The organism is Sorangium sp. So ce124, assembly GCF_051525235.1.
Classification (GTDB): Bacteria; Myxococcota_A; Polyangia; order Polyangiales; family Polyangiaceae; genus Sorangium; species Sorangium atrum.
Genome location: NZ_CP150312.1, coordinates 9414250 through 9431031 on the forward strand (window position 1 = coordinate 9414250; position 16782 = coordinate 9431031).

Annotated in this window: 12 protein-coding genes; 7 read left to right on the forward strand and 5 right to left on the reverse strand. The window is 71.7% G+C overall.

Annotation, left to right across the window (positions count from 1 at the left end):
* Window positions 1–26: 26 nt before the first annotated feature.
* Complete coding sequence (locus tag WMF19_RS35400) at window positions 27–2609, reverse strand: protein kinase domain-containing protein (RefSeq protein WP_437894400.1); 2583 nt, start codon at window positions 2607–2609, stop codon at window positions 27–29.
* Between the two features lie 159 nt (window positions 2610–2768).
* On the opposite strand from WMF19_RS35400, the gene WMF19_RS35405 reads away from it, so the two are divergent.
* The 5 genes from WMF19_RS35405 (at window position 2769) to WMF19_RS35425 (ending at window position 8350) form a co-directional block, all read left to right on the forward strand.
* The gene (locus WMF19_RS35405) at window positions 2769–3464 is read left to right on the forward strand and encodes a TIGR00266 family protein (protein WP_437894401.1); all 696 of its coding nucleotides are present in this window, start codon (window positions 2769–2771) and stop codon (window positions 3462–3464) included.
* 20 nt (window positions 3465–3484) lie between these two features.
* Complete coding sequence (locus tag WMF19_RS35410; RefSeq protein WP_437324209.1) at window positions 3485–4153, forward strand: TIGR00266 family protein; 669 nt, start codon at window positions 3485–3487, stop codon at window positions 4151–4153.
* A 15-nt stretch (window positions 4154–4168) separates the two neighbouring features.
* On the forward strand, window positions 4169–4855 hold the full coding sequence (locus WMF19_RS35415; protein ID WP_437894402.1) for a TIGR00266 family protein: 687 nt from the start codon (window positions 4169–4171) through the stop codon (window positions 4853–4855).
* Window positions 4856–5205: 350 nt separating this feature from the next.
* Window positions 5206–6708: an FHA domain-containing protein gene (locus tag WMF19_RS35420; RefSeq protein ID WP_437894403.1), complete on the forward strand. Its 1503-nt coding sequence runs from the start codon at window positions 5206–5208 to the stop codon at window positions 6706–6708.
* 37 nt (window positions 6709–6745) lie between these two features.
* Window positions 6746–8350 carry a GDSL-type esterase/lipase family protein gene (locus WMF19_RS35425; RefSeq protein WP_437894404.1) on the forward strand — a complete coding sequence of 535 codons (1605 nt, stop codon included), beginning with the start codon at window positions 6746–6748 and terminating at the stop codon, window positions 8348–8350.
* 3 nt (window positions 8351–8353) lie between these two features.
* On the opposite strand, the gene WMF19_RS35430 is transcribed toward WMF19_RS35425, so the two are convergent.
* The gene (locus tag WMF19_RS35430; protein WP_437894405.1) at window positions 8354–9970 is read right to left on the reverse strand and encodes an NTP/NDP exchange transporter; all 1617 of its coding nucleotides are present in this window, start codon (window positions 9968–9970) and stop codon (window positions 8354–8356) included.
* Between the two features lie 633 nt (window positions 9971–10603).
* On the opposite strand from WMF19_RS35430, the gene WMF19_RS35435 reads away from it, so the two are divergent.
* Window positions 10604–11845 carry a BamA/TamA family outer membrane protein gene (locus tag WMF19_RS35435; protein WP_437894406.1) on the forward strand — a complete coding sequence of 414 codons (1242 nt, stop codon included), beginning with the start codon at window positions 10604–10606 and terminating at the stop codon, window positions 11843–11845.
* 179 nt (window positions 11846–12024) lie between these two features.
* Here WMF19_RS35435 and WMF19_RS35440 read toward each other — a convergent pair whose 3' ends face one another.
* Both WMF19_RS35440 and WMF19_RS35445 read right to left on the reverse strand, forming a co-directional pair.
* A complete protein-coding gene (locus tag WMF19_RS35440) occupies window positions 12025–13800 on the reverse strand; it encodes a hypothetical protein (RefSeq protein ID WP_437894407.1) in 1776 nt (591 codons plus the stop codon).
* A 100-nt stretch (window positions 13801–13900) separates the two neighbouring features.
* The gene (locus WMF19_RS35445) at window positions 13901–14965 is read right to left on the reverse strand and encodes an esterase/lipase family protein (protein ID WP_437793031.1); all 1065 of its coding nucleotides are present in this window, start codon (window positions 14963–14965) and stop codon (window positions 13901–13903) included.
* A gap of 454 nt (window positions 14966–15419) precedes the next feature.
* Here WMF19_RS35445 and WMF19_RS35450 point away from each other — a divergent pair, with 454 nt between their 5' ends.
* Complete coding sequence (locus tag WMF19_RS35450; protein WP_437894408.1) at window positions 15420–16100, forward strand: hypothetical protein; 681 nt, start codon at window positions 15420–15422, stop codon at window positions 16098–16100.
* A 237-nt stretch (window positions 16101–16337) separates the two neighbouring features.
* On the opposite strand, the gene WMF19_RS35455 is transcribed toward WMF19_RS35450, so the two are convergent.
* The gene (locus WMF19_RS35455) at window positions 16338–16628 is read right to left on the reverse strand and encodes an oxidative damage protection protein (protein ID WP_272095228.1); all 291 of its coding nucleotides are present in this window, start codon (window positions 16626–16628) and stop codon (window positions 16338–16340) included.
* Window positions 16629–16782: the final 154 nt, after the last annotated feature.

Here is a 16782-nt window from a genome sequence, read left to right on the forward strand (position 1 = left end):
GCGCGCGGTGCTCCGCGCCGCGGCGCTCAGCCCCTGAACGCGGCGATGATCGCCGCGGCCCGCTCCTCGACGCGCGCGCGGAGCGGGGCGAAGCGCGCGTCCGCGCGCGCGCCGTCGAGCACAGCGCAGCGCTGCATCCAGAAGGCGTCGAAGAGCCCCGCGTCCACCGCGCCGGCGAGCACGCGGAAGAGCGCGTCGTCCTCGCCGAGGAAGGCGAGGATCTCGGCGTACATCTGGAAGAAGAGCGGGCGCAGCCGGCTGCCCGGCTCGGAGCTGTCCGCCTTCGCGCTCAGGAACGCCCGCTGCTCGTCCGAGAGCCGCGACGTCGCGAGCACGTCACGGTAGATGCGCGCGTACTGGATCGGGATGGTCTCCGTCGCGAGCGGCAGGTCGTCGATGGAGAACGCGGCGCCTCGCCACAGCCCGAAGCGCGCGCGCATCACCGCCTTGTGAAAGCGGCTCGACGGGTCCTCCGCCGGCAGGTCGAGCAGCACGGCGGCCGCAGGCCAGTCGCCGAGCAACGCGCGGCCACGCGCCAGCTCCCAGCGCGGGAAAGGCTCGCTCGGATCGAGCGCCAGCGCCGTGTCGAGCCGGAACATCGCCTCGTCGACGAGCCCCGCCTCGAGGAGGATGCGGCCGAGCAGCTCGTGCGCCTTGGCCAGGCTCGGCGCGCACTGGAGCGCCTTGCGCAGCGCCGGGACGGCGCCGACCGGATCGCCCGCGCTGAAGCGGACCGTGGCGAGGGCCACCCACGGCTCGCCCAGCGCGGGGGCCAGCGCGATCGCGCGCTCGGCGGCCTGCTGCGCCTTCGCGAACTGCGCCGCGCCTTCGCCCCGCGCGCCCATCAGCCGCGCGAAGGCGATCGCGTAACCGGACAGGATGCTCGGATCGTTCGGGGAGAACGACAGCGCCTCCTCGAAGAGCGCCACGGCCGGCGCGGCGTCCCCGTACCAGAGGCGACGCATCTGGTGGCGCGCGCGCAGGTAGAGGTCGATCGCGCGCGGGTCGCTCGGCGACTCGCGCTCGCGGCTCGCGGCGTCGACGGTCAGCGCCGCGGCGATCGCGCCCGCCGCGTCGTCGCTCACCGTGAGCAGCGCCTCGGGTGAGCTGTCGAACCGCTTCGCCCAGAGCTGAAACCCGTCCTCGACGCCGATGACACGCACGGTCACGCGCACGCCGCCAGGCGGCATGCGCGACCCCGGCCGCGAGTACGGCGCGGCGGGCTGCGAGCGCGGCCCATCCGGCCCGTAGCCGCCGCCGCCGGTGCGGCGGATCGACCCCTCGACGACGACCTGCACGCCGAGCTCGCGGCCGACATCCCTGGGATCGCGGCCGTCGAGCCGCACCCGCGAGACCGCGGCGCGCGGCCGGACCTTGAGGCCGGCGGTCATCGACAGGGTGTCGGTGAGATCCTCGGTGAAGCCGTCGGCGAGGTACTCGTCGTCCGGCGCGCCGACGTTGCGGAACGGGAGCACGGCGACCGTCTTCAGCGACGACGTCGGCGTCGGCGCGGGCGTGGGTACGGGCGCCGCCAGCGTGGGCGAGTTGAGGCGACGCTGCGGCGCCGTGACCTCCTCGACCGGCGCCGCGGCGACCCGGGTCGGGTTCTGCTCGATCGGCTGCGGCGCGGTCGGCGCGGCCGTGGCGGCGGACGCGGCGATGGCGGACACGAGCGACTGCGCCGGCTGCGGGGCGATCGACACGCGCGAGCGCGCGAGCAGGAGCGCGCGGTGGGCCTCGGCCGCGCTGGCGTAGCGATCCTCCCGGCGTATCGCCATGCACCTCAGCACGACGTCCGCGACGGCGAGGGGCACGTCCGGACGGACGGAGCGCGGGTCGGGCGGCGGAGACTTCAGCCTGGACATGGCGGCCGCGATCGCGCCGGCGCCCGGCCACGCGCGGCGGTGGGTGAGGCACTCGAAGAGGATCATGCCGAGCGCGTAGATGTCGGTGCGCGCGTCGAGGTCAGGCTCGCCGGTCAGCTGCTCCGGCGACATGTACGCGGGAGAGCCGAGCACGAAGCCCTGCGATTCGCCGGCGCTCGGGCCCGACGAGGTGCGCGCGATGCCGAAATCGGTGATGACGACGCGCCCGTTCCTGTCGATGAGCACGTTCTCGGGCTTGAGGTCGCGGTGCACGATGCCCGCCGCGTGCGCGGCGCCGAGCCCGTCGCAGAGCGAGCAGCCGATGCCGATGGCCTGCTGCGACGGCATCGGGCCCGTCCGCGCGAGGACGCTGTGCAGCGACTCGCCCTCGACGCACTCCATCGTGAGGAACTTCTCGCCGTCGTGGTCGCCGAAGTCGAACGTCCGCGCCACGTTCCTGTGCGTGACGCGGCGCGCGAGCTTCACCTCTTGCCGGAAGCGCTCGAGCATGCCGGCGGAGTCGGCGAGATCACGGCGGAGCATCTTGAGGGCGACGATCTCGTCGAGCTCCACGTCGCGGACGCGGTACACGCTGCCCATGCCGCCGGTGCCGAGCAGGCCGAGGATCTCGTAGCGCCCGGCGATGCGCTGAGGCGCCGCGACGAAGCCAGACCCATGGCTCGGCTCGCTGCGCGGCTCGGCGCGGGGCGTCGGCTCGGAGGCCGTAAATCGCCTGTCGCTCACCCGCTCAGTCTACCCACGCTGAAGGGCAGAAGTCAGCGCGAGCGAACCACCGGACAGAAAACATGAAATTCGCCGAGTCCCGCTCACCTCGACATACCTTCTTCCCGCTTCCGCTCCTGGCGTCGCTCCGTTATATGTATGCGCTCCGCGGGTGGATGAATGCAGCATCGCACCAAGCATGAGCCGTCGTCCTCGCTGCTGGAGGTGAGCCTCGATCCGGGCGAGGCGCTGCTCGCGGAGGCGGGCGCGATGGTCGCGCGGTCGCCGAGCCTGCGGACGGAGGTCCGGCTCAACGCGGGCCGCGGGGCCGGGCTCCTCGGGCGGCTCAAGGCGTTCCTCGTCGCGCTGCTCCGGAAGCTCGCGGGGGGCGAGACATTCTTCGTGAGCTGGATCGAGGCGCCGGAGGGCGGGTGGGTGTGGCTCGCCCCGCCGCTCAGCGGCGGCATCAAGCACGTCCGCCTCCAGGGAGAGATGCTGCTCTTCAGCGCGGGCTCGTACCTCGCGAGCGCGGGCGACGTCGACGTCAAGGTGCGCTGGGGTGGGCTGCGCGCCATCCTCGCGCGGGAGGGCGTCTTCTTCATCGAGGCCTCCGGCGTCGGGGATCTCTGGATCACGAGCTACGGGGCGATCGAGGAGCTCCCCTGCGACGGGTCGCTCGTCGTGGACAGCGGGCACCTCGTCGGGTTCGACGCGTCGCTGGCGCTCAAGATCAGGAGCCCTGGCGGCGGGCTCACGGGCCTCATGGTCTCTGGCGAAGGCGTGGTGTGCGAGCTCTCGGGCCGCGGCCGCGTGCTGATCCAGTCGCGCAGCGCCGGCGCGCTCGTGGGGTGGCTCGCGCCGCTGCTCCCGCCCTGAGGGAGCGGCGGAGACGTCCGATGCAGGTGAATCTCCTCTACCGTCCCTCCCAGGCCCTCGCGCAGTGCTGGCTCGACCCGGGCGAGCGCGTGTTCGCGGAGAGCGGCGCGCTCGTGGGCATGTCGACGAACGTGCGCGTGGAGACGCAGTCGGGCGGCCTCATGTCGGGCTTGAAGCGGATGCTGGCCGGAGAGTCCTTCTACAGGAACGCGTTCGCCGCGGAGGGCGGGCGCGGAGAGGTGCTGTTCGCGACACCGCTGTCCGGGGACATGGCCGTGCTGGAGGTGGGTGACAGGCAATGGTGCGTCCAGAGCAGCGCCTATGTCGCGTCCAGCCCCGATGTCGACGTGAGGACGCGCTCTTCCGGCCTGCGCGGCTTCTTCTCGGGGGCGGGGCTCTTCGCGCTGGAGACGGCGGGGCAGGGTCAGATGATCATCGGCGCGTTCGGCGCGCTCGAGGAGCTCGAGGTGAGAGGCCACGTCGTCATCGACACGGGGCACATCGCAGCGTGGGAGTCGACGCTCGCCTGCCGGATCGGCAAGAACACGTCGACGTGGCACGGCACGTGGCTCTCGGGCGAGGGCCTCGTCTGCCACGTCGAGGGGAACGGCAGCCTGTGGGTCCAGTCGCGCAACGCCGGCAGGTACGGCGCGGCGATCGGCGCGCGGCTCGCCCCGCGGCAGCCCTAGAGATCGGGGGACGGCGTGCGCGACGAGATCCGAGGCAACCCCGAGTTCGGCGTGCTCCACGTGACCTTCGAGCACGCCGGCGAGCAGATCGTCGCGGAGAGCGGCGCGATGGTCGCGCGCGACCCGGCCATCGACATGAAGACCAGCCTGCAGGGCGGGCTCGCCAGCGCGCTCAAGCGCAGGATGACGGCCGGAGAGAGCCTCTTCCAGGACACCTTCACGGCGACGGCGCCCATGCAGTCGATGCGGCTCGCGCCGGCCCCCGAGGGCTCGATCGAGCGCCTCGTGCTGCGCTCGGGCATGGAGGTGTTCCTCCAGTCGGGCGCCTATCTCGCCTCCACGCCCGGCATCACGCTCGACACGAAGTGGCAGGGGGCCAAGGGCTTCTTCGCCGGCGGCCTGTCGCTGCTCCGGGCGTACGGCGAAGGGCTGATCTGGTTCTCGAGCTACGGCGGTATCCACGCGATCGACGTCGGCCGCCAGCACGAGGGATATCTCTGCGACAACACCCATCTGCTCGCGTTCACCGAGGGCCTGAGGTATCAGGTGCGCAAGCTGGCCGGGCTGAAGGGCCTGTTCCTGTCCGGCGAGGGGCTCGTCTGCGAGTTCCGCGGGCACGGGAGGCTCTGGCTGCAGACCCGGAACCCGGGGGCGCTCTCGGCGTTCCTCCATCCGTTCCGGCCCGTGGGCGGCGGCCACTAGCTCCGCCCGCCAGAAGGCCGGCCAGTCCTTCCGGGCTCGCCGCGCGGGCGGGCGGCCTGCCTGGCCGGCCCGGCGCTCGCTGCGGGCGTGCCCCTGCGCGCGCCTCGGAGCCGCGCGCATGCCCCCTGCGCGCGCGAAGGTCCGAGGAACGCTCGTGGATTTCGGCGCCGGCGACGGCGCGGTCCCGGCCGCCCGCCGTGGGCCGGCGCGCCGTCATTGCCTTCCCGGAGGCGGACTCGCTAAAGTAGTCCCGCCTCGCTGAGGAGGCTCGTACGGCGAGCGGTGGTTGCCACGGATCCACAGGGGCTCGCGGGGCGAGCCTGGCCCCGCCTGAGTACCCCGAACCCGCTATGTGGAAGCTGACGATCGAGGATGACGAGGGGAAACAGACGGGGCTCCCCCTCGCCCATGAGGAGTACGCGCTCGGACGCGGAGAGTCGAACTCGATCCGGCTGACCGATCGCAACGTCTCGCGCACCCACGCCACGCTGGCCAAGAACGGCCAGGGCTGGCTCATCCGGGATCTCGACAGCTACAACGGCACGTACGTCAACGGCGGGCGCGTCCAGGGCGAGCAGCACCTGCGCCACGGCGACCTCGTGCAGCTCGGCGACTACCGCATCGAGATCGTCGATGAGGCGCTCTCGTCCGCCGTGACGAGCCCGACGCCGCCGCCGGGCAGCCGCAGCACGGCGCACCTGCCGCTCCACACCCGCCCGAACCGGCTCGTCATGGTCGTCGGCCCGACCCCGGGCGCGGAGTTCCCGCTCGACGGCGAGCGCTTCACGATCGGGCGCTCCGAGGACGCGACCATCTCGATCAACCACAGCTCCGTGAGCCGCCTGCACGCCGAGCTCATCAGCCTCGGCAGCGGTCGCTACGAGGTCGTCGACAAGCAGAGCGCGAACGGCGTGCGCATCAACGGCGTCGAGCTCAAGCGGGGCCTTCTCGAGGCGGGCGACGCGCTCGAGCTCGGCGACGTCCGCCTCCGCTTCGTCGCTGCAGGCAAGATCTTTCGCGCGGGGCCGGACGGCGGGCCTGGCGTGGCGCCGGGCGCCTACGGGAGCGTGGCCCCTTCCGCGCAGTCGTCCCGCTCGCTCGGCGGGGCGAGCAAGGCGATGGGGCTCCTGCTCGCTGTCGCCTTGATCGTCGTCATCGCCGTGATCGTGGCCACGCGCGCCCGGTCGCACGGGTCGACGACGCCCGAGCCGGACGTGAGGCCCGCGGCGCCGGCGCTGGCGGGCAACGACGCGCAGATCCTCGACGCGGCGCAGGAGCACCTCCTCTCGGGGAACATCGACGCCGCGCACCGGAAGCTGCAGGAGATCGCCGAGACGTCGCCGGTCCGGGAGACGCCGCGCTTCAAGGAGATCGAGGAGCGCTGGGCGGAGGGGATGTTCCGGCAGGTCGAGCAGGCCGGGACGAAGGCGGAGAAGCTCGCGCTGCTCAACGAGATCGCGAAGACGACGGGCGTCCCGACGGCGCTCCGCGCGCGGGTGGCCGAGATGCGGCGGCAGGTCGACCCCGAGGCGCCGCCCGAGCCGGAGCCGGTGCCGGCGCACGTCGGCTCGCCGGCGTCCTGGCTGCCGCAGCAACCCGCGCCCACGCCTGCGCCCACGCTCTCGGCCTCGGCGCCCGCGCCCTCGGCCTCGGGCGCCGCGCCGGCGAGCTCCGCCCTCGACTCGAGCTCGTACCCCGCGCAGCGGCGCGCGCTCGAGCCGAAGGTCTGGAACGGGAAGGCGTCGGCCAGCGAGATCAAGCTGCTGCGCGCGATCTGCATCCACCAGGGCGACGCCGTCTGCCGCGACAAGGCGACCGCGGCCCTGGACAAGCTGGACAAGAAGGGCCTGTAACCGCCGGGCGCTTCCATCGTCCTTTCCGCGTGCGTCGATGACCTCCAGGAGCAGCACCAGGGCTCACGAGCCGTCCGTCCACGAGCCGGATGTCCGCGAGGCACACGTCCACGAGGCGCCGCCGCCTGGCGGGCGTGATGTTCCTCCGGCGGAGCGCGGCGGAGGCGCCGTGCGCCCCGTGCGCCCCGTCCCCGAGGCCTCGCCGGCGCGGAACGGGCTCGCGTCGCCGGCTGCGCGGGCGATGGCGACGCTCGCCCTGCTCGCGCTCGTCCCCTACGCGCACCCGAGCCTGTCGCGGCTGCGGGTGCTCACGCCGCTGCCCGAGGGGGAGGGGCTCGTCGTGGTCCCGACGCCGGCGCCGGTGGCGTCGGTCGGCGAGACGACGCTCGCCACCGAGACCACCGAGCAGGCCGAGCTGCGCCAGCCCGAGGAGGTCGCGCTGCCGGCCGCGGCCGCCGAGCTCGTGCCGGCCGCTGTCGCCTCCGAGGGCAAGCCGCCGCGGCCGATCGAGGACCCGAGCGGCAAGGCGATGACGCCGTTCTTCCGCGCGCTCGCGGCGGTGGAGCGCAAGGCGCCGCAGTCGATCGCGCGCATCACCTACTTCGGCGACTCGATCGTGGCGAGCGACTTCGTGACGGCGACGCTGCGGCGCAAGCTGCAGAAGCGGTTCGGGGACGCGGGCCACGGGTTCATGCTGATGGCCAACGCCTGGCCGGGATATTTCCACAACGACGTTGTCCGCTTCGCCGGCCCGGGCTGGCAGGTGAGCCGCGTTGTGGGCCCGTTCGCCAAGGACGGGCTCTACGGGCTCGGCGGCGTGTCGTTCCGCTCGCAGGGCGCGGGGGTGTTCTCGCGCTTCGGCACCGCGGAGTCCGGGACCTTCGGGCGCGCGGTGTCGCGGTTCGCCGTCGATTACCTGAAGCACCCCGAGGGCGGGCGGATGGAGATCAAGATCGACGGCGAGAGCCGCGAGATGATCGACACGCGGGCCGACGCGGCCACCTCGGGGATCGCGACCTACGAGGTCCCGGACGGGCCGCACGCCATCGAGGTGCGGGCGCACGGCCCGGGGGTGCGGGCGTTCGGCGTCTGGATGGAGCGGGACACGCCAGGGGTGGTGCTCGACGCGATCGGCATCCAGGGCTGCCGCATCCGCTTCCTCGACAAGAGCGACGACGCCCATTTCGCCGAGCAGCTGCGCGCGCGGAGCCCGTCCTTGACGGTGTTCCACTACGGCATGAACGAGAGCGAGGACGGCGAGCTGTTCCCGCTCGATCAGGTCGAGTCGACGATGAAGGCGGTGCTCGAGCAGGTGACGGCGGCGCTGCCCGGGTCGTCGTGCCTGCTCGTGGGGCCGATGGATCGCGCCGACAAGAAGGGCGATGTGTACCGGAGCCGCCCGGTGATCCCGAAGCTCGCGGCGATCCAGCGCAGGGTGGCCGGGCAGGTCGGCTGCGGCTACTTCGACACCTTCGGCGCGATGGGCGGCTCCGGCTCGATGGGGATCTGGGTCCAGCGCGGGCTCGGCGGCGCCGACCTCGCGCACCCGTCGGGCGCGGGGGCCGAGGTCATCGGCCGCTGGCTGTACCTGGCCTTGATGGAAGCCTACGAGGGCTGGAAGGCGAACGCCGCGCGGCCGTGAGGCTTACGCGGCCTCGCGGTCATCGGACTTCGGCGCCGCCGGCTCGTCCGCGGCGCGCCGCCTGTGCTCCCGGGCGATGCCGACCACGACGCCGAGCCACACGAGCGCGAGGGCGATGTTGACCATCGCGAAGTGGCGTGTGGAGAGCGCGAGCACCTGGCCGGCGATCACCCCCACGGCGGCGAGCACGTCGCCCGCGCGGACGACGAAGGTGTCGATGGCCGCCTTGGCGCTGTACTTGGCGTCGCGGCCGACGGGCAGGAAGAGCGCCTGCCGCGCGGTGTTCTGGACGGAGTAATCGGCGCTGTTCTCCGCGATCTTCGCGACGCGCACGACGGCGAGCGCCGGCAGGACGGCGAGGGACGCGTAGCCGAGGAGGGCGATGGCCGGGAGGATGAACAGGGCGAATCGCACGCCGAGGTACTTGAAGATGCGGGAGACGAAGAAGAGCTGCAGGACGACGCCGAACGTGTTGACCCAGTAGAAGAAATCTCCCTTGAAGGTCCCGATGATCGCGCCGAGCGCCGCCTTTTTCCCCTTCTCGGTGCGCGGGTGGACGAGCCCCGCCTCGGCGCCCTCGACGATCTTGCCGCCGGCCTCGACGTCGAACGCGCCGCCCTTGACGGCGGCGATCTTCCCTTCGAGCAGGCGCGACGCCTGCGGATCGACGAGGTAGACCGGCGCGCCCGCCGCGAGCGGCGCGCCCGGGGCCGCGCCGGCGGGGGCCGGCTCGGACGCGCCGCGCTGCTCGCTTCCCGGGTCGAGCGCGCTCGTGGCGGACTCGATGAGGGTGCGATCGAGGATGTACTCGCCGGTCGAGTTCACCCAGTTGAGGACGAGCGTCAGGCCGGCGATGAGGAGGAGATAGCGGTCGCGCGCGATGATCTTGAAGCCGCCCGCCGCGCCCCCGGGCGGCGCGTCGGCCTTGTCCGCGGCGCCCTTCGAGCCCGCGAGGTCGTCGCGGTGGACGAGGTAGGTGAGCCCCAGGCAGGCGAGCAGCACGCCCGCCGCGAGGAGCATCATGTTGTACGGGCCGATCGGCACGTAGACGCGCTTCGCGATCTGCGCGCCCAACATGGCGCCGAGCGAGCTCCCGATGCCGACGATGGCGAAGAGCCGCTTGCCCTGCTCCGGCGTATAAACGTCGTTGGCGAACGACCAGAACTGCGCGATCACGGTGAGGTTGAAGCAGCCCACCCACAGATAGAAGGGCACCCCGAGGGGGACGCCGAGGCGCGCGAGGACGAAGAAGAGGACGAGGTTCGCGGCGAAGAAGAGCGTGAGCGCGGTGGTGAGCTGCATGCGCCCGAAGCGCCTGGCCAGGGCGCCATAGGCGCGGACCACGCCCACGAGGAGGAGCGCCTGGCCCGCCGCCGCGTAGGCCTTCACCTCGGGGCCGTCGAGGTCGAGCCGGCGCCCGCCGATCTCGAGCCCGCCGCCCGCGAGGATCAGCGGCTCGCGGACGACCTTGAGGAGATAATAGCCGGTGAGCAGGAGGAATACGTTCAGCGTGAGGACGAGGACGCTGAAGACCTCGCGCGGCTTCACCTCGGCGAAGATCGAGAGGAGCCTGTGAAGCACGCTCCGGGCCCGTGTCTCGTTCTCTCCTGTGCTCGCCACCCGCCGCTCCATCCCGGGAACCCCGCCGTCCTGGCGGCACCGGAACCGGAACAGGACCGATCCCGAGCGCGCGAGGCTATCGAGCCTGGTCCCGGCCGGCAACCTCCCTCTCGCGGCCGTGCGTGTGAACCGCCGCGTCCGCCGCGCCGTCGCGTGGACGCTCGACAGGCGCGCGCCGCGCAGACAGGCGTCTCTCGGGTCGTGAACTCCGCTATGCTCCCGCGCCGCGACGTGTTTGCGTGCGAGAGGCGAGGCGGATTGGGCACCAACGACGAGGGACCGACGCGCGCGCTCGGCACGGCCTTTCGGCGACGCGCGGCCGCGCTCGCGAGCTGCGCCGCGCTGTCGCTGTGCGCCGAGGCGCAGGCCGCGCCGCAGGCAGAGGGCGCCACACCGCCGCCCGTGCTCCCGGGGGCTCCGCCGGCGGCTCCTGGCGTATCGGCTGAGCCTGCTATGCCGCCGCCCGTGCTCCCGGGGGCTCCGCCGGCGGCTCCTCGCGCATCGGCTGAGCCTGCTATGCCGCCGCCCGTGCTCCCGGGGGCTCCGCCGGCGGCTCCTCGCGCATCGGCTGAGCCTGCTGCGCCGCCGCGGCCTCTTGCGGCGGCGCCGCCGGCGTCCGGCGCGAAGCGCCCTGTGCCGGATTACGATGGTCGCCCGGACGAGGCGACGAGCGCCGGCGACGTGCTGCTCTGGGTGCCGCGGGTCGTGTTCTTCCCCGCTTACCTCGCCAGCGAGTACCTGGTCCGGCGGCCGCTCGGCGCTCTCACCGTCGCGGCGGAGCAGGGCGAGTGGATCAAGGAGCTCAAGGACATCTTCACCTTCGGGCCCAACGACAACATCGGCATCGTCCCGACGGCGCTCTTCGACTTCGGCTTTCGCGCGAGCGTCGGCGTCTACTTCTTCTATGACGATCTGTTCGTCCCCGGCAACGAGCTCCGCGTCCACGCCGCGACCGGCGGGATCGACTGGTGGAGGCTCACGGTGGCCGACCGGATCCCCCTCGGCGGGCGCGCTCACCTGAAGCTCCGCGGCGAGGGGGACATCCGGCCTGACTGGCTGTTTTCCGGGATCGGCCCGAGCTCGCTGGAGCGCGACTGGGCCCGCTACAACGCCCGCAGCGTCGAGGGGACCGCGACGCTCCACGCCGATTTCGGCGCGTTCAGCTTCGTCGAGGCGACAACCGGCGCGAAGACCGTCGACTTCCACGACATCTGCTGCAAACCGACGGTCGGCTTCCGGGTCGCGCACGGCCGTTATCCGATGCCCCCGTCGTACGACACGGGGTACACGGCCTACCGGATCGGGGCCCGCGCAGGCCTCGATTCGCGCCGGCCGCGCCCTGCGCGGGGCAACGGCGTCCGGCTGGAGCTCTCCGGAGAGCACGCCACCGACCTGGAGCGGCCGCTGGAGAGCCGGTGGATCCGCTACGGCGGCTCGCTGGGCGGGTTCGTCGACCTCACCGGGCACGATCGCGTCGTGAGCCTCGTCCTCTCGGCGGCCTTCGCCGACCCGCTCGGCCCCGCGGAGGTCCCCTTCACCGAGCTCGCCGAGCTCGGCGGCGACGCGCCGATGCGGGGCTTCCGCGAAGGGCGCCTCCGCGGGCGGAGCGCCGCCGCGGCGACGCTCGAGTACCGTTATCCGATCTGGGCGTTCGTCGATGGCACGATGCAGGTCGCCGCGGGCAACGTGTTCGGCGAGCACCTCCGCGGCTTCGATCTCGACCTGCTCCGCATGTCGTTCGTGCTCGGCCTGCGCACGAGCGGCGAGCGCGACCACTCCATCGATGTCCTGATCGGCTCGGCGACCGAGACCTTCGAGCAGGGGGCGGGCCTCCAGGAGCTGCGGTTCATGGTCGGCGCGACCCACGGCTTCTGATCGAGCAAGGGGAATGTCCGGTGGGGATCTGAAGCATCCCCTCGAACTTTTCGGGGGAATTCACAGGGAGGCGGGGAGACGGGGAGTAAAATCCCAAAAATCTCCCCGTCTCCCCGCCTCCCTGTTCAATTTCTCTCTAGAAATGCCAACAAGATGAGGGGATTGTCGGGGTGAGGACCTCAGTTGGGCGGCTCGGCCTCGTCGGGGCGCTCGATGCCGACTAGCCTATAGCCGCGGCGCGGCCCGAGGTCGTAGAGGTGGGCGCGCAGCGGACCGGGCGCCTGCCCGTTCAGGACATCGATGATGGCATAACGCGAGGGCGCGTCGTCGGGCGCGCCGCCGTCCGCGGCGATGTGGGGAAGCGACAGGCACACGCCGCCGTCCGGCGAGGGACGCACGACCGGCCGCGTGTGCAGGGCGAGCGACTCGCCGGCGTACATCGCGGCCTCGTAGCGGAGGTCTTGCGGGCGGGCGACGCCGGTGCGCCGCGCGAGATCGACGCCGCACAGCGCCGCCGGCGAGGCCAGGGCGACGTCGGCGATGGGCGACAGGCGCGTCAGGTACCGCGCCATGATCGCGCGCTGTCGCGCGAGGAGCTTGCCGATCAGGAACGCCGTGTGCCGTGGCGCCGTGAAGTCGCCGGTCCGCACGGCAGCCTCGATGAGCTCCGGCGTGAAGCGCGCGAGCGCCCGGGCGGCCCAGGCGCCGTCGAGCTCGGTCATCCGACCGAAGGCCGGGTTGGGGTAGCCGCCGCGCCAGGCTTCCGGCCGGAAGTCGCGATCGCTGAAGAAGCCGAAGATGTCGCCCTGCGGGTCGTGGCTCGCCCGGTCCCAGGGGCGCTCGGGGATGCCGAGCGTCACGAAGTCGAGGAGCGCGTACTCGGCGTCGAAGTAGAAGGCATGGCCGAGGCGCTTCGAGATCTCCTCCCACTCCCACTCGCTGCCGAAGCAGTCGCCGAGATCGATGTAGTAGTGGCGCACGTGGCCTGGCGACGCGTCCTTGTCCTTCGGGTCCTCGGCGAGCCAGACATCCATCGAGTTCTGCTCGCGCGAGTCGAAGTGGTTGAGCCAGGCGGCGAGCAGGCGCCCCCCGCGCAGGTCGCGGCGGTCCTCGTGCGGGATCACGTCGTTCGGATCGTCCTCCCGGGTCCCCTCGTACCTGAACGGGCCGAGGGCGCGGCCCGGGAGCCAGCGCGAGGCGACCATGCGGACCCGGTCGCCGCGCTTCGAGGCCTTGGCGAGCACGCCGTCGAGCGCCGCTTGATCGAAGGGCCTGGCGACGCCGCTGTTGTCGGTCACGGTGAGCCCGGGCGCCAGCTTCAGGATCGACGGCTTCAGGTAGACAACGCTGTCGCACGGCGCCCAGAAGCCGGCGGCGTGGTAGAGGCGCGCCGCGATGGCGGTCGCGCCGGTGGCCCGCTCGGGCTGGTCCGACGGGTCGGCCTTGAGCATGAACTTGCCGACGCCCTCGACCTTGATCCGGAAGCCGGGGTTCGCGCCGTTCGGCTTGCCCATGTCGATGACCCAGGACCCGTCCGGCGCCTCGGGATCCAGCGTCTTGTCGCCGCACGGCCCGCGCACGAGCTCCTCGACGGAGAGCGGCCGCTTGCCGATCCGGTTCGTGAACCAGCTGGAGTCCGGCACCTCGTCGACGCTGTTCACGTTGACCGCCTCGCCCCCTGGATCCACGGCGAAGAACCGGGTCACCGGGCGAAAGACGAGGTTGTCGGCGGCGTCCCACGCGAACGAGGACTCGTAGGGCGCGGGCGAGCAGAGGCGGTGCTGCGGATCGTCGCTGGGCGCCTCGGGATCGGGCCGGCAGGGCAACGAGACGGGGCTCAGGTCGGCGTCGCGCCAGACCGGATCGCGCAGGGGGAACCGGCGCACGTCGCCGCTGCACGCCGCGCTGAGCAGGGCGAGCAGCGGGAGCGAGCAGGTGAGCGGCGCCTTGAGCATCGGCGGGTGATGGTAGTGGAGAGGTCGCCGCTCGGGGCGGTTTTCGGCGGAGCGAGCGCGGGCGAGCGGCGAGCGGCGAGCGTGGACGACGGCGGGCTCGTCAGAAGCCTTCTTGCCGGAGCCGCGCGATCACGGAGCGGTAGAAGTCGAGATAGAGCCAGGGGTTCCCGTCGCCAGGACTCTGTCCGAAGAGCTGGCCTATCTCGTCGAAATGGTCGGCCGGGATACAGCCCCAGAAGTCCCCCCACCGCGCGTCCCGCGCGCGGACCAGGCCGTCGTTCGGGAACGACTCGCCGATGCCGCCGTCGAGCAGGGTCTCGGTCAGCGACAGCAGCGGGTGGACCGGATCGAGGCCGTCGTCGAACTGCGCGACGAAGGGCGCTGGATTGAGCGTCGAGCAGTCCCTGCCGCCGCGCGCGCGGTTCGTCCGCCCGCCGAAGGAGGCATAGTACACCCCGGGAGAATCGGTGAACCTCGCGTTGAACTCCGCGATGCCGGGCGTCGAGAACTGCTCGAGCGCCGCGAAGACGCTCGTCTCGTTGCCTATCTGATCGTAGAGCGGCGCGCCGATGGCGTTGATGAGATCGTCCAGGATGTCCTGCAGGTGCTCGTCGGCGACGAGCTCGAGCGCCACGTCGGCGACCTTGGAGCCCAGGTGGGGTGTGGCGACGGTGACGATGGAGGCGACGAGATCGGGCCTGTCGTGCGCGACAACGCGGGCGTCGAGCCCCCCCTGCGAGTGGGCGATGATGTTCACCTTCTCGTGGCCTGTCGCCGCGAGGATCTGCTCGATCCGCGCGAGCAGCTGCGCGCCGCGGACCTCGGAGCTGTTGAACGGGTCGACGGAGGGCGTGAAGACCGTCTCGCCGCTCTCGGCGAGGGCCTCTTTGAGGTTGTAGAAGTAGCTGACGTATCCCGCGCCCGCGAAGTCCTCGAATCCGAAGAAGCCGTGAGCGAGGACGATGGGATACGGCGGGCCGAGCTTCCCTGACGGCCAGCCGCCGCCGGCTTCGCCCGGGTCGTCCGGCGAGCCCGACGAGCTCGTCCAGACGCCCGAGGCGGAGCCGCCGCCCGCGCCCGTGAGCACTTCGCCGGTGCTCGCCGGCGGATCGAACTGCTCCCCGGCCGCGCTGCAGCCCGCGAGGAGAGCACTGGCGGCGACCATCACACACCCTCCGAGAGCAGCGGACACTCGCCGTCGCCTTCGACGAGCACCCGTGTGAGACTTGCACTTACGCGAACCCCCAACACACGATGACGAGAATGCCGACGAAGAAAGATCCAGCACGACCACCTCCTGCCGGAATCAGCTCAGACTCTGCTGATGGGATGCTGATGTCAAGCGCTGTCGGAAATTTGAATCCTTCGAGGCGTTCAGCGCATTGCGTTGCGGGCAGCGGCGGGCCTCCTGCCAATGCACCACGTGTTTTGACGCCGCGCTGGCGCATTGCGTCGCGGGTCGACGTTGTTTTTCCATGCGGAGGGGCGGGCTGGCTCCGGTAGGTTCGTCGGCCATGCGATCTGTCCAGAGCTCGTTTGCGCTTGTGCTGGTGGGTACCCTGGCCGCTTGTGGTGGCGCGGCGCCTCCTCCGTCGGAGCCGGATCGTGCGGAGGCCGAGGTGGCATCTACGGCGCCGGCTGCGAAGGAGGGCGGCGAGGCGGCGGAGGGTGAAGGTGCGAAGAAGGAGGATGACGCAGCCGCCGAGGCGTCACGGCAGATCCCGACGACGTGCGAGCAGCGGGGCAACGAGTGTTTGCCGCCGGTGGCGTTCGTGAAGCGCCTCTGCAGCGGGTTCCATCCGGACGTGGCGCTCACCCTGTTCGCGAAGGGGTCGCCGTTCACGCGCGGGTACCTGACGCGGGACACCGACGCGGTGAACGCCTCTGGCGGGTCGTCCTCGAACGACAAGCTGGTCTTCGATGAGGAGGTGCTGATCCTCTATCACCGGGAGCCGGAGACGGGGGGCATGGTCGTGAGCGGAGCCGGGGGTGGATACGAGGTCCTGCGATGGGACGGGACGTGCGCCACGCTGATGGCGGAGGAGGTCCGGCAGCACGTGCCGCCGAAGCCGAAGTTCGCGGCGATCCCGTGGAAGAGCCTCGATCAGAAGACGCGCGACGCGTTCCTGGCCGACGAGAAGACGGGCAAGCTCATCATCGAGCGGAAGAGAGAGTGCAAGGGCGCGACGATGGGGGCGGTCACCGCGAAGTGCGAGAAGGTCGACAAGCAGATGGCGGCGGCGCTGATCGAGTACGTGCGCGGCGGAGGGGCGTTGCCGGCGCCGGGGCCGCTGCCCTGAGGGGCGGAGGGGGAGCGGCCCTGGGGTTAACCAAGAGCGCGCCACATTCTCCTACATCCGAACGTGGTCGTGAACGTTTACGTGGTCGTGGTCGTGGTCGTGGTCGTGGTCGTCAACGATAGGCCGTGAACGACCACGACCACGTTCACGTCCACGACCACGTTCACGTCCACGACCACGTTGGTGACCGAGGGCGGGTGGGACGGCTGCCGGGCAGCGCCGCGGCGGGCGGGTCGGCTACTCCGGCTTGTCCTTGGGCGCCACGTAGTCGGGCGGGAGCTGCGCGGCCTCGTTCCCGCCGGTGAAGAAGTACTTGTCGAGCTCGGTCATCCAGATCCGCTGGCCGGCCTCGGAGATGAGGTCGAGGCGGTACTCGTTGATGAGCATCTTCGAGTGCTCGAGCCACATCCGCCACGCCTCCTTCGAGACGTTGTCGAAAATCCGCTTGCCCAGCTCGCCCTTCAGCGGCGGCTTCTCCAGCCCCTCCGCCTCACGGCCGAGCTTCACGCACTGGACCATCCTCGCCATAAGTTGCCCGACTCCTTTTCCTTTTCGCGGGCTTCTTAGCCGAGCCGCGAGGAGCCGTCGAGAGCGGCAGGCGCGCGGGCGAGGTCAGCGGGGGGCCAACCAGATAGCCGAGCCCGAGGAGCCGTCGAGGGCGGCAGGCGCGCGGGCAAGGTCA